The sequence below is a fragment of the Microcystis protocystis FBCC-A270 genome, assembly GCF_050500235.1.
GTDB lineage: Bacteria > Cyanobacteriota > Cyanobacteriia > Cyanobacteriales > Microcystaceae > Microcystis > Microcystis ichthyoblabe_A.
In genome coordinates, this window is sequence record NZ_CP191407.1 from 3,851,467 (window position 1) to 3,864,707 (window position 13,241).

The 13,241-nt window shown below is 43.6% G+C and carries 13 protein-coding genes and 1 pseudogene; 5 read left to right on the forward strand and 9 right to left on the reverse strand.

The features are described 5' to 3' along the window. The first annotated feature begins 95 nt into the window (after positions 1-95). Positions 96-707, forward strand: coding sequence for a hypothetical protein (locus ACQY1X_RS18700; RefSeq protein ID WP_190537804.1), 612 nt, complete (start codon positions 96-98; stop codon positions 705-707). Between the two features lies 1 nt (position 708). On the opposite strand, the gene ACQY1X_RS18705 is transcribed toward ACQY1X_RS18700, so the two are convergent. Further along, positions 709-1,212 carry a MogA/MoaB family molybdenum cofactor biosynthesis protein gene (locus tag ACQY1X_RS18705; protein WP_002735591.1) on the reverse strand — a complete coding sequence of 168 codons (504 nt, stop codon included), beginning with the start codon at positions 1,210-1,212 and terminating at the stop codon, positions 709-711. Between the two features lie 233 nt (positions 1,213-1,445). On the opposite strand from ACQY1X_RS18705, the gene ACQY1X_RS18710 reads away from it, so the two are divergent. After that, the gene (locus tag ACQY1X_RS18710) at positions 1,446-2,309 is read left to right on the forward strand and encodes a helix-turn-helix domain-containing protein (RefSeq protein WP_430013326.1); all 864 of its coding nucleotides are present in this window, start codon (positions 1,446-1,448) and stop codon (positions 2,307-2,309) included. A gap of 54 nt (positions 2,310-2,363) precedes the next feature. Here ACQY1X_RS18710 and ACQY1X_RS18715 read toward each other — a convergent pair whose 3' ends face one another. Both ACQY1X_RS18715 and ACQY1X_RS18720 read right to left on the reverse strand, forming a co-directional pair. Then, positions 2,364-2,876: a dihem cytochrome c family protein gene (locus ACQY1X_RS18715; protein WP_430013327.1), complete on the reverse strand. Its 513-nt coding sequence runs from the start codon at positions 2,874-2,876 to the stop codon at positions 2,364-2,366. 955 nt (positions 2,877-3,831) lie between these two features. After that, a pseudogene (locus ACQY1X_RS18720) lies at positions 3,832-4,226 on the reverse strand (bluetail domain-containing putative surface protein); the annotation flags it as partial. On the opposite strand from ACQY1X_RS18720, the gene ACQY1X_RS18725 reads away from it, so the two are divergent. Then, positions 4,210-6,276: a CHAT domain-containing protein gene (locus ACQY1X_RS18725; RefSeq protein WP_311131682.1), complete on the forward strand. Its 2,067-nt coding sequence runs from the start codon at positions 4,210-4,212 to the stop codon at positions 6,274-6,276. The pseudogene ACQY1X_RS18720 and the gene ACQY1X_RS18725 overlap by 17 nt on opposite strands. Next, entirely contained in the window at positions 6,266-6,598 is a 333-nt protein-coding gene (locus ACQY1X_RS18730) for a hypothetical protein (protein WP_194018217.1), read from the forward strand. Before ACQY1X_RS18725 ends, ACQY1X_RS18730 begins: the two co-directional genes overlap by 11 nt. Before the next feature lie 92 nt (positions 6,599-6,690). Here the strand turns inward: ACQY1X_RS18730 and ACQY1X_RS18735 are convergent, their stop codons facing one another. Both ACQY1X_RS18735 and ACQY1X_RS18740 read right to left on the reverse strand, forming a co-directional pair. After that, the gene (locus ACQY1X_RS18735) at positions 6,691-7,710 is read right to left on the reverse strand and encodes a hypothetical protein (RefSeq protein WP_430013329.1); all 1,020 of its coding nucleotides are present in this window, start codon (positions 7,708-7,710) and stop codon (positions 6,691-6,693) included. A 273-nt stretch (positions 7,711-7,983) separates the two neighbouring features. After that, positions 7,984-9,201, reverse strand: coding sequence for an ATP phosphoribosyltransferase regulatory subunit (locus tag ACQY1X_RS18740; protein WP_430013330.1), 1,218 nt, complete (start codon positions 9,199-9,201; stop codon positions 7,984-7,986). A gap of 91 nt (positions 9,202-9,292) precedes the next feature. On the opposite strand from ACQY1X_RS18740, the gene ACQY1X_RS18745 reads away from it, so the two are divergent. Then, positions 9,293-10,480, forward strand: a complete 1,188-nt coding sequence (locus ACQY1X_RS18745; protein WP_430013331.1) for an RNA-guided endonuclease InsQ/TnpB family protein — start codon at positions 9,293-9,295, stop codon at positions 10,478-10,480. A gap of 81 nt (positions 10,481-10,561) precedes the next feature. On the opposite strand, the gene ACQY1X_RS18750 is transcribed toward ACQY1X_RS18745, so the two are convergent. From ACQY1X_RS18750 to ACQY1X_RS18765, 4 genes are all read right to left on the reverse strand, one after another. Beyond that, positions 10,562-11,500: a J domain-containing protein gene (locus ACQY1X_RS18750; protein ID WP_069474130.1), complete on the reverse strand. Its 939-nt coding sequence runs from the start codon at positions 11,498-11,500 to the stop codon at positions 10,562-10,564. Between the two features lie 37 nt (positions 11,501-11,537). Continuing rightward, positions 11,538-12,359 (reverse strand): inositol monophosphatase family protein, encoded by an 822-nt coding sequence (locus ACQY1X_RS18755; protein WP_430015001.1) that lies wholly within the window; start codon positions 12,357-12,359, stop codon positions 11,538-11,540. A 14-nt stretch (positions 12,360-12,373) separates the two neighbouring features. Continuing rightward, positions 12,374-12,742 carry a 2Fe-2S iron-sulfur cluster-binding protein gene (locus tag ACQY1X_RS18760; RefSeq protein WP_002737677.1) on the reverse strand — a complete coding sequence of 123 codons (369 nt, stop codon included), beginning with the start codon at positions 12,740-12,742 and terminating at the stop codon, positions 12,374-12,376. A 96-nt stretch (positions 12,743-12,838) separates the two neighbouring features. Continuing rightward, entirely contained in the window at positions 12,839-12,979 is a 141-nt protein-coding gene (locus ACQY1X_RS18765; RefSeq protein WP_002737679.1) for a hypothetical protein, read from the reverse strand. Positions 12,980-13,241: the final 262 nt, after the last annotated feature.

Sequence of the window (13,241 nt, forward strand, 5' to 3'; positions counted from 1 at the left end):
TGCTTGGCGCTTCGTTATTTAGATTGAGCGGGTAGAAAGCGGCACTTTGTGAATTATACCGTGATTAATAGGCACAATTATCAACTGTTATACTTATGTCCTCACGAAAACAGCATTTTCTGAAAATAAATCTTGTCGTTCTCCTCTTGATTTTAGCTTTGATTGCTGGGGTTGATCGGGCAGAATTACCCTCTAGTCTTTTGTTTTATCCTCCCGCTACTCCCCCAACTCCGATCGCTGGTTTATTAACCCATTCTTTTCAGTTTCTTTGTTGTTTACCTCCGATTGTTTGCCTTTTTAGTTATGCTTTATTGTCCCGCAAGACAAGTTTCAATAATTCTGACAATTTTTTACTTTTTTCTGGTATAGTAACGGGGCTTTTTGCCATCAATGAAATCTTCAGAATTCATATCATTCTCCTCTATTTTAATATTCCCAAATTCTTGACTATCTCTGTTTATGCCCTCGCAATTCTGATTTATGGGTTAGCATTTTGGCGGCGAATAGGACAAACTTATTACCAAATTTTAATCATTGCTTTAGCACTTTTAACTTTTGCGATTACTATCGATCTTCTCCAGATTAACAATCAAGGTTTTGCTAGTCTAAGTGAAGGAATTCCTAAACTGTTAAGCGCAGTGAATCTGGCCAGCTATTTTTGGGATGTATCTTTTCAAGAAATTTCAGACAAGATAAAATCTCAATAAATTATCCATTCATCTGTTTAACCAGATGTAAAATTTCAGGAAGAATCAGTTTTTCTAGGGCTAATTTAACGGCATTAGTGGAACCAGGGAGAGAAAAGACCAATAGGTTTTGATAAACCCCAGCTATTGCCCTCGATGCCATGGCACGGGAGCCGATTTCCTGATAGCTAAGATAACGAAATAATTCGCCAAAACCGGGCAAAGTAATCCTTAATAAAGGTACTAAAGCATCGTAGGTGGTGTCTCTGGGAGCAATACCCGTCCCCCCATTAAGAATTAAGACTTTTATCTGATTTTGATTGCTAATCTCTGGTAAAATTGCTTGAATTTGTAAGGGTTCATCGGGGATAATTAAGTATAGGCCGATATCATGACCCGATCGAGTTAGTAACTCTTGAATTATTTGGCCACTTCTATCCGTCTCTGGGGTACGAGTATCGCTCACCGTGACTACGGCACAGGTAAGGTGAAGGGGGGTGGTGTCGGGATGGGGAATAAAGGTCATAATTAGCGATCAGATGAGAGTTCGAGAAAAACAAGCATTAAGAACAAATGTATGTACTGACCGGCCAGTGCAGTCACCCTGAAATAAAAAACTTAACTTTGGCAAGTATTGCCGATTTTTGCTGGTTTTTGCAACCTTTTCGCTGGTAATGACGACAAAGTAAAGGGAACTTCTAGAGAACAGATTATCCCAAAATAACAAAATCGAGATTATCATCTAAGTTGGTATAGATTATGACTGGAATTATGAGTCAACTCAGTCCCCTACAAGCCGAACAAATCAAGGAAATCGGGACTTATTTACGTCAAAAACGAGAAGAAAGCTGCCTGAGCATAGACGATATCGCCGCCGTGACGATGATTAGATTGCCAATGCTAGAAGCGTTGGAAACGGGGAATTGGGAGAAATTACCAGAATTAATTTATGTCAAGGGATTTATCAAACGCTACGGTGATGCCCTAAAAATTGATGGTAAAGCTTTAGCCGATCGCTTGTCTCCTAGTGCGGAACAATTAGCCCAAGAGGTAACTATCCCGAAAACACTGCCCACAAAAGCTACCCCCATCTCCAAGGCTGAACCGGCTGCCCCAAAAGCGGAACGAGTGAAACCAGAAAACCCGGCCCCAGAAACTAGCCCCCAACCAGCTAAATCGACCTTTTTCGGGATATATCTCTGGTTAGGCTTACTGGCGGGCATATTTTGTGGTATTGGCTATCTTTTCCTCCGTCCCCCTCTCTCTAATCCCCCTGCCGTTACTCCCTCTCCTTCCCCCGTGGGTTCCCTCGCACCGGTAGTCCCTCCTGCGCTGGTAGCCTCTCCTTCCCCTTCTCCTCCGCCAAAAGTTCCCCTCTCAGCCGAAGTAACTATTGAACAGGCCACTTGGGTAAGGGTAATTGCCGATGGCAAAAAAGTCCACGAAGGCAATCTCCAACCCGGGACCAAACGAACTTGGACAGCCCAAAAGAGTTTAAATATTCGATCGGGCAATGCTGGTGCTGTTAAAATCTCTCTTAACGACAACCCTGCCCAATTAATGGGTAAAGCTGACCAAATCGGCGAAATCACCCTCACTGCACCCCCTCTCAGTGATCAGTAAACAGTAATCAGTGAACTAAAAACTCACATCTGAAAACTGAAAACTGATAACTGATTAGGCTGCATCATCCCAGATGGGGGTAAGGGTTTGATAATCGTAGCGGGAAGCGTTGGGATGACAGGTGACACAGGTGGTGTGACCGAGAGGAGTGGGTAAATTGACCCTAGGGTGCAAAACCTTTACATAGCTGGACTGTTCAATTAGGAGGGGAACAAAAGTAGTCTCCCTAAGAGGGCGGGAAGAATAACTGAGATAATCCCAGATAAGACGCTGAGTAATGCCGACAATTGGTTTTAAACGGATACCATAGTGAGAATTAGGATTTTCTAGGATTTTTTTCCAAGTTTGACTCGGTAGGATACTGGGAGCAATGGCAATATGGCAGCTGGCACAATTTTCTAGATAGGTTTGCTGTCCAATTTGATAACGATTTAGCAATGTATCCGAGGAGGGAGATTGGGCGATCGCTGGTTGTTGAAGTAGCGAAGCCAGTAGAATACCCCCTAGAATACTGAGGAGAAAGAGGATCAGAAAAAAAATCGATTTCACTTGACCGCTGGAAGGCATGACTGGGATGACGAGTAATTGAACACAATTTTGACACTCTCGCCATCACAATGCCAAGCTGTGTGATGGGAGATTCTTGCTTCACAGAAACCTGCTTTTTAAGACGAATCCCAACGAGTCTTACAGTCTCTCCACAAGTTTAAACTCCTGACTGCCCATCAGTATTTGGGTTCTTCTGGTTTATGTGTGGAAACGAGGTCTATACTGATATTTTCTAGTTTCTTCTGCGGCTCGACTGAGCATCGCCGAACGTCAAAATAGCCCTAAAAGTCTTGCTTGATAGGTATTTCACGGTTTCATAAGCAAAAATCAAGTAGGTAGGCGTTAAAAATTATCAGATGCCCCCCTTATTAAGGGGGGACTAAGGGGGGATCGGCACCCCCCTTATCAAGGGGGGACTAAGGGGGGATCGGCACCCCCTTTATCAAGGGGGGACTAAGGGGGGATCGGCACCCCCCTTATCAAGGGGGGACTAAGGGGGGATCGGCACCCCCCTTATTAAGGGGGGACTAAGGGGGGATTGGCACCCCCCTTATCAAGGGGGGACTAAGGGGGGATCGGCACCCCCCTTATCAAGGGGGGACTAAGGGGGGATCGGCACCCCCCTTATCAAGGGGGGACTAAGGGGGGATTGGCACCCCCCTTATCAAGGGGGGACTAAGGGGGGATTGGCACCCCCCTTATCAAGGGGGGACTAAGGGGGGATTGGCACCCCCCTTATCAAGGGGGGACTAAGGGGGGATTGGCACCCCCCTTATCAAGGGGGGACTAAGGGGGGATCGGCACCCCCCTTATCAAGGGGGGACTAAGGGGGGATCAGAGGCAAAATCCATTTTTAATTTAATTATAACCAGCTACTTATAACACAAAGTCGAGAAGAGCCTCTTAACTTTTTTTGTATCAAAATTACTTGAACGGGAGCATTAAAAGGGGGGAATTAATCCCCCCCATCAATTTAGACAAAGAAACTATTGACCGCAATAGTGCCGAGCGCCGGTAAATTACCCGTTAACCCAGTCAGATTAATCACCAAATCATTAGCACTTTGGAAGCCTGCTGTACCGTCGTTGATAATTAGGTAAGTAGAAGAACTATTGTCCCGCACTAAAACAGCGCTGTTCATCCCGAGAGCTTGATTTCCGGCTGTTGCCCCATTAGCATCGGTAAAGACGTTAGTAACAATGGTGTTAATATTGGTCGTGGTGCTATTTGTTGCCCGGGTAAAAGCGCCCGGGGCATTAATTGCCAGATTGACAAGGCATTACCCGTGCCATTAAGATTACCAGTACCAGTGAGGACGAGATTTTCCACGTTGTCAGGAAGGGTATAGGAAATGGAAACTCGCAGTGAAACACCTCGTGAAACTTGGCTGCAACCGATTGTCGCTCTTCTGGGAGAAGGGGAATTCGCCGAGGCTTATGCTTTGGCTGCATACTTTCCTAACACTCGTAACAGACAACTCGTACAACTTGCTGCATTGTTGGGACAAAATAAGTTTAGTGAAGCTGATACTCTCTTAAAGAAATTTGCTGCTGAAACTCAAAGCCTTGTGGCTGATTTTGCCACTATTATGAGCCAAGTCGATTTGGACCTCCTTGAGACAGCTTATCAAGCTATTAAGGATCAATATTTCGAGTTGGCTGATTTCTGTATTCAATTTCAACTGCTGACTCATCCAGAAACAAACTTATCAGTAATTGTTGATAGAAGCGCTATTACCAGTAAAGGCCTAACCATGAACGAGCGCAGAAGGATTATGCAAACGCTATGTATTATTGACGAGGAGACGAAGGATATAATCTTATACTGCGAGCAAAAACTACCCTTAATCTATCGGTTCCGTGAATATTTTGCTAGGGATAAAGATAAAAGCGTAACAATTGAACGCCACACTCGAATCGAATTCCCATCAGGATGTGTTCTTGAACAAAAAGTTGATTTAAAGATTCAGCTAACTGAAGAGATTCCAAAATTTACTCGTGTTCTAGAAAAAATTTTGCTTACAGTAGGACGTAATACTAAGCAAGTTGAACTAAATGTCAAGGTTACTGCTCCAGCATTTGCCATAAGACCTTATCAGCAGCAGTTGACTGTTCCAGTTAAAGGCGATTCCAACGAAGTGATTTTTACCCTTGTTCCTCTTGAAAGAGGTGAGCAAGTTATTGAGATTGAGTTTTTCAGAGGAGCAACAAGAGTTGGGTATGTAATCGTTCAAACTTATGTAAGTTCCTACAGGTATCGTGAAAAATCGCCAAAAGTTTTATCAATGGAAGACCCAATTGATGGTCTCAAAAACTTAGAAAGTATGACGGTTAATCCCGATAAACATACACTTAATGTTACTTGGATTGAGAGAGAAAGTAAATTACTCTATACTATCTTCCCAGCGAATCGCTTAGGCGAGTGGAAGAAAACAATTCCTAATATTCAGCAACAAATTGAAGATGATTTGCGAAGTTTGAATGCTTTCCTGACAGAAGTAGTGCAACAAGGAAACCCCTCTGATGAGCGTTGGGAGAGTATCTGTTTCAATCTTCAGAGTGTTGGCGCTAACTTGTTCGAGATGTTAATTCCCTCTGAAGTAGCAAAAAAAGTGCGAGATTGGAAGATTGGTTCTCCTGTCATTATCTCCACTAATGAACAGTGGATTCCTTGGGAATTAATGTACGACGGCGAAGATTTTTGGGGAAAGAAGTTTATTATTGCTCGCTCTCCTCGCCTCAGCGATAGTCAAGATTTACCAGATAAAAATAGACCTGAAAGTAAGGGAAAAAGACAAATCAAGCGGATTGTCAATATTGTCGGTGGAGATGTACCTTCCTCGGAAGCAGAGCGAGCTACCCATCTATTCTCTAATCTTCTCCCCCTGGAAGCGGTACAATTGTTAGCTAAACAGCCAATTTCGTCCCTTGTAAAAGCTATTCCAGGCACAGATGCGCTTCATTTTACCTGTCACGGACATTTAGAACCGCACCTACTCCAAATTGCTGGCGATAAAAACAAAACCCGAATTGAAAACTTGCTCCCTGAAACCATTCTAAGGCTACCCCTTGAGCCAGGTAGTCTTGTGTTTGCTAACGCCTGTGCTTCAACCGTTCCCGTGTTAACCTTTGGAAAATTTAGCAGTTTTGGCTGGAAATTTTATCAGCGTGGTGCAGATGCTTTCATTGGAACTTTAGGAGCCGTACCAGTGAAATATGCCGTCAACTTTGCCGAAATTGTTTACCGTGAATTATTCAACCCAGATGAGAAAATTACTATCGGACAGGCTGTAGCCAAAGCCAAAGAAGTTGCAGCCAATGAGAGAAACTTATTTTGGCTACTGTATTGTATTTATGGCGATCCAGATTTCTCGATTGTACAGCAAAAAAATTCCAAGGAGGAAGACCATGCCAATTAAAGTATATGCCACAGCCGTCGATCCAGCTTCAGTTAGTAGCTTACAAACTGAGGATGAGGAAATCCTGACTACTTTGGGACCACAAGAGGAAACCGTCGCAGTTCAGTTGCAAGAACTCTTTGAATCTGTCATGGAAGCTCTTTCTAGTAAGGTAGATGTAGAAAGTAAGTTGACTGTTGAAATTAATGGTTCAGTCAGCCTAAAGGCGCAGGGAGGACTCAAATATCTGTTTTTCAACATTGGAGCAGAAACAGCCAATACAAACACGATGAAAGTTACCCTATCTACAACTTTGCAGCCAAAAATACAGAAAACGAAGTAAATGTCCACCATTAAAACAAAAAGCCAGAGGTCGGTATCCGGTCTCTCAAAGAAAACGGGTTTCTCAAAGAGTTTCTCAAAGAAAACCGTTTTCTAGATATTGATTTTTGCCAAAGACTGCTTAAATTCTGCGAGAGAATTAGCAGTAGCTGCTAATTTAACAATCTCTTGTAATGTAGATAGTACCGAAACTTTATTCAGGTATTGTTCCACATCTAAAGGAACTTCACCTAAGCGAGCTTGCAAAACTGTTTTGACAAAATCACGAGCATTTTCTAACGCCCCAATTTCCTTACCGATTTCCTTACCGCGTTCTATCCCTCGTAACTCCCCAATTTCCTTACCAATTTCTTTACCGCGTTCGATTCCTCGTAACTCCATATTACTCATTAAAGGCATGGTTCTTTCCTCCTCAAATTGTTTGATTTTACTTTCTAAACTTGACTGTAATTCAGCGGATAAAGTCATCATATTGTCGATGATTTCAAACAGTTTAATTATCTGTTCTCTCTCGAACTCCTTTTCATATAATCCCCTGATTAACTTCCACTTCCACTGTTCCCGTTGTGGCATCTTTCCAGTAGTCGCTTTTGTTTTCAGGTGTGCCATCACTATTATAGCAAAGGGATTGCTACTTGTTTCTAGTTCTGTCCATCTTTCCTCATAGTCCAGTAATTTAACCGTTGGGAATTTCAGACTCACTTCACAGCCAGCAATGGTATAATTATAGGAATCTGGTCGCCAATTTACTCGTTCATCTCCTAAAATTGCCAGACTGATAACTGGTTTCTGATACAAATCAAAGGCACGATAGTTATAAATATACATCCTCTGAGGGAAGTTTTCTTCGTATTGACTTTGAATTTCAATATGAATCAAAATCCAGACTTCTTCACCTCTGAGTAACCAAACTTTATAGAGTTTGTCAGCGAAACGTTTTTTTGTCTTTGCTGAAGCGGTAATCCGTTTGAGTTCTTTTTCTAGGGATTCGGGAATTTTTGTCCAATCAATCAATTGGTGAACTTCGGGAAAAAAGAAGTATAAAAACGCTTCAAAATACTCGGTTAATGCTTCTTTCCAAGGTTCATCATAATTGGCGGTTGTTGGGTTCATGGCAAGTCGCTACCAATTGGAAAGTTAGGCACTCATCTAAATCTATTATTCCCCATAAATATCATCAATGCCACTTGTCGTCACAAAACTTCCCATTAGAGCAACCTACATCTACATCTTTGTCCTGTAGGGGCGAAGCATTCGGATAAAAAATCTACGGTTTCACCGATAGGTTATTGCCCGAATGCTTCGCCCGTACTTTTTGCCGCAAACCCTAGATAGAGTCCTATAGCAGCGGATAAAAGACAGGATTTTCGCCACTTTTGCCCCCTTTTAGAGAGATTCTTCGATCACGGAACCATCTTCTTGCACCCAGGCGAGATTTTTAATCATTCGATCGCGGGCATAGGTGCGAATTTGTGCCTCGCTGCGACCACCTAAATCGATCGCCACCCTCAGATTCGGATCACTGGTGCGAAGGGAGCGAGCTTTACTAAAAGTCGCTATCTGGGCGTTATTACCCAAAGGGATAAGTAACCAGTCGAGGGGGGGAGCTTGGGTGGGTAAAATCTGCCCTGATAATAGACTTTCGTGCAGTTCTTCGATATTTAGGGAAAAACCGATACCCGGAGCCGATTGGCCCTGGGGATGAAAAACGCCCAATAATTGATCATAGCGTCCGCCCTGGCCTAAAATACTGAGATTTTGCTGGTGATCACTAACCGCTTTAAAAACGATGCCGGTGTAGTAATCAAAGGTTTGAATCAGACTTAAATCGAGAATTAGGGGGAAAGGACTAGAGCGATCGGCATTAAGCAGCTCTACTAGGGATTTAAGGTTATTAACGGCTTTTTGGGCTGATTCTTCCTGGGCTAATAGGGCCACTTGTGCGAGGACATCCTCAGGATTACCGCGCAGATGAAATAATTGTCGGGCTTGCTGCCGGAGGATTTCGTTGGGATAGGGAAGATTTTCGAGGCTAACGTAGTCCAGGAGGGCTAAACAGCGTTTCACCTGTTCGCGTAAGGGACCGGGAAAAGGGGAAAGTAGGGAACGAGTCAAACCCGCTTCTCCTAAAATAATCTGCCAGTTAGGGACGGCCAAACTATCGAAACAGTCAGCCAAGAGCAGTAAAATCTCGGCATCAGCTAGTAAACCGCCAGAAAAGAGCAGTTCTACCCCCGCTTGATAGAATTCCACTTGACGACCGTGATAACCGGCGCTAGGGCGACGAAAAACGTTGGCCCGATAACAGAGACGTTGGGGATAGGACTCCCCACTCATGCGGGAGACGGCACTACGCGCAATGGAAGCGGTTAATTCAGGGCGTAATCCCGATAGTCCTTGACTATCCCCGTGGAGTTGGATCACGGTGCTGGGATCGATCGTACCGCCTGCGGTGAGGGTATCGAGCCATTCAATGGTGGAGGTGACGATCCTTTGATAGCCCCAACGCTGAAAGACAGACTGAAGGCGATCATTAATCCAGCCTTTTTGGGTAACTTCTAGGGGTAATAAATCCCTTGTCCCCGCCGGGGGTTGATGAATCATCGAAAATTTTGGGTCTGAAACCCCGTCGTTCTACGACGGCTTTACTGTTAAATATTAGCACATTTACAAAATATATGCTAGAATGTGAGACATGGAAAAAGCCTACTCGTTTCGATTTTACCCCACACCCGAACAAGAGTCGCTATTGCGGCGCACTTTGGGCTGTGTAAGATTAGTTTACAATAAAGCTCTCCACGAACGAACACAAGCATGGTACGAAAGACAAGAAAGAGTAGGATATGTTCAAACTTCTTCAATGCTAACCGATTGGAAAAAACAAGAAGAATTAAACTTTCTCAATGAAGTAAGCTGTGTACCTTTACAACAAGGGTTAAGACATTTACAAACAGCTTTCACTAACTTCTTTGCTGGTCGTACTAAGTATCCTAACTTTAAGAAAAAACATCAAGGAGAAAGTGCCGAATTTACCAAATCTGCTTTTAAATTTAAAGACAAACAAATCTATTTAGCCAAATGCACAGAACCTTTACCTATTCGATGGTCAAGACAAATACCAGAAAGCTGTGAACCAAGCACAGTAACAGTCAGATTACATCCTTCTGGACGTTGGCATATCTCAATTAGATTTGATGACCCAACAATTAAGCCATTACCAGTAACAGATAAAGCCATCGGAATTGACTTAGGAATTAGTAGCCTAGTAATTACCAGCGACGGCGATAAAGTGTCTAATCCCAAGCATTTTAACAAGTATTATCGGAGACTGCGAAAGGCACAAAAAAGCCTTTCGAGAAAACAGAAAGGGTCAAAAAATCGGGAAAAAGCAAGAATCAAAGTAGCCAAGATTCACGCTCAAATCACCGATAGTAGAAAAGACCATTTACATAAGCTAACCACTCAATTAGTTCGTGAAAACCAAACGATTGTGGTTGAGAATTTAGCTGTCAAGAATATGGTCAAAAACCCGAAATTATCTCAGGCAATATCTGACGTTAGTTGGGGAGAAATCACCCGACAATTAGCCTATAAATGCCGTTGGTATGGGAGAAATTACATCGAAATAGATAGATGGTTTCCTAGTTCTAAAAGGTGTAGTAATTGCGGGTATATTGCTGAGAAAATGCCGTTAAATGTTCGAGAGTGGGATTGTCCAGACTGTGGGACGCACCATGACCGAGATATTAACGCCAGTAAAAATATTTTGGCCGCAGGGCTTGCGGTGTCAGTCTGTAGAGCGACCATAAGACCAGAACAGAGTAAATCTGGGGCGGCAGGTGCGAAAAATCCTTCGGGAAAGAAGCAGAAACCCAAATCGTGAGGTTTGGGAATCGCCGTCCGTTTTACGGCGGCGAGGATGTCAAGGGAGTTTGCTAATCAAAATCGGTGGCACTGGTCAGTCCTATTTCTTTTTACCACCAAATCGAGACCAAAAACCGCCCTTGCGCTCTCCTTCCTCTTTTTGTCCTTTCTGGTCTGGCATTTCAGTATTAGAATTAATTACTTTATCTAGTTCCCGTTTGCTCCTAATCACCGTCGCATCTTTGGGGTTGGTTTGCCAAGCGCGATTGATATGAACCCGGGCCATGGATAGTTGATTTTGTCGCAGGTAGGCTAAACCGATCAGGGCGTGACAGATGCCATTATCCGGTTCTTGCCGCAGGGCATCGCGCAATTCTCGCAAAGCTTGGGCGGGGTTATTTTCGTCAAGAGAAGCTTGGGCGCGGCGAATATAGGCTTCTAGGGGCGATTCCTTCGCTTTAGCTGGGGCTGCCGTGGTTACAGTCGCTCTAACTAACTCGGACTGGTTAGTATTGCCCTGGGAGATAAAGACTTTCGGGGTGGTTTTCCTGTTGCCCCGACCTTCGGTTAAGATCAGATAAACGAGATTGAGTTCACTGAGTTGGGCGATTTTTTGATAGGTATTTTCCAGAGCGGTATATTGATCGATCGCCAAAGATTGCAGGATTTTTTGATAGACTAATTCGTAGTTAGCGCTAGATTGGGCTAGTTTTCTAGCTGGTTCGCTACTGATGGTGATTTTACTCAAATCTCTCCCCATTGCCTTGCCCATTTGTGCTAAAACAAGGCGAAATTCTTCGCGAGATAGATCGTGGCTCAGATGTTCGTAGGCGGGGTTAACTAATTTTGAAAGTAACTGATGAGCCTGTTCCTTTTCATCGGGGGTGTAAGTGCGACAGGTATCAGGATGGAGTTTATAGGCGATTTTTAAGTAACGCTGGCGAATCTCCTCCTGTTCGGCATCGATCGAGACTCCTAAAATAGCGAAGTGATCGATTAAATCATATTGAAATAATCCCTGGGAAATTGGAAAAGTCATAGAGAGTATCCTAACTTTAATCAAAATGATAATCACATTAAAACTGAAAGCTCCAAGAAGCCGCTTTTTGCAGAGCTTGGCTTAAGGGGGTGTGAATCTGTCCGTTAGTAGCCAGGATTCGCCCCGTTTCTATCAAAAAAGGACTCTCATCGTAGGCGCTAATTTTACCCCCAGCTTCTTCGATCAGAATAACTCCCGCGGCCAGATCCCAGGGATTAATTCCTCGTTCCCAATAACCATCTAAGCGCCCACAGGCCACATCGGTTAAGTCGTTGGCAGCGGAACCGCTGCGGCGTACCCCTTGGGTCAGATGGGTCAAATAACAGAATTCGGCATAATTATTATCGGGGGTTTGACAGCGATCGTAGGCAAAACCCGTCACCAGTAAACTTTTTTCTAGTTCACCGGTCCGGGAGACATGGATGGGACGACGGTTCAGAGTGGACCCCAAACCCTGGGCCGCCCGAAATAGTTCCTTTCTAAAGGGGTTATAGATGACTCCTACTTTTGCTATCCCTGCGATCAGTAGTCCGATAGAGACGACGGATACGGGATAACCGTGGGCATAGTTGGTGGTTCCATCGAGAGGATCGATCGCCCAGAGATAGTCGCTATCGGTCCCTGGCAGTTTTCCCGACTCTTCCGCTAAAATCCCGTGTTTGGGAAAGTGACGGCCAATAATTTTGAGAATTTCTGTTTCCGCTCGACGATCTATTTCTGTCACTAAATCGCCCGATCGCCCTTTTTCTTCTATTGTCTCGATTTTACCCCAATTATCGAGGATAATTGTTCCCGCCGCTAGGGCGGCTTCGCTGGCAATGTCTAAGTATTTTTCTAATTGGCTGCTGGTATCTAGCACGATTAATCCCTAATCTATTCCTCATCTAAGGGTAAACCAAAACGCACTTTCCCACGAGCAAAAAAGCGACCGAATTGCAGTTCATAGACTTCATCTTCGTCCTGGGTGGCTACTTCCAGATCGCCACGGGCATAACTGACACAAAGTAAAGCATAACCTCTGGCTTTTAATTCCGGCGATAGTCCGATCGCTTCTGGTTGATGGATATCTCCCGATAATACCCTGACCGCGCAGCTGGTACAAGCTCCATTGCGACAGGAAAAGGGTAATTGATAGCCCTGTTTTTCCAGACTGTGGAGTATATAGTTATCTTCAGGAACGGTGGTGGTAATTTTTTCGCCCGTCTGACGATTGTTAACGGTGATTTGATGATATTTAGTCATAGTTTAGTTAGGCGGAAATTAAAGCTGTAATTCTAGATAGTTCTGAATTTAGGTGCTATTTTGGTCAGCCGTCTTGATTATATCATAAATCATTGCTCAAATAGTCATCATAATCTCTATAAATGCTTCCTGACAAAGGGGGCGGTTTTCGGGGAATTTGCCTAAATCTAAGAATCTCCTACCATCATCTTTAATCCTCAAAAATCTACGCGCTTGAGATAGGCGAAAAATCAGCATCTTTTCTTAAATTACAATAAAATTGATTAATGTTAATAGTTCTCACAAAACGTTTAGGAGAGAGACTTATAAGGTTTCAGGCTGGGAATAGATTGACGCACGTATCTATTTGAAAAGATTGGTTACAATTTTGTAAATCTCTCGTTAGAAGTATAGCTAGTCTCTTAATACTGCATTACTCAGTTATTATCAATTACAAGTCAGCATCAAATCAGGTTATGCCGTCATAATCCCAATCGATCGCCCAGTAGTCAATCAAGGC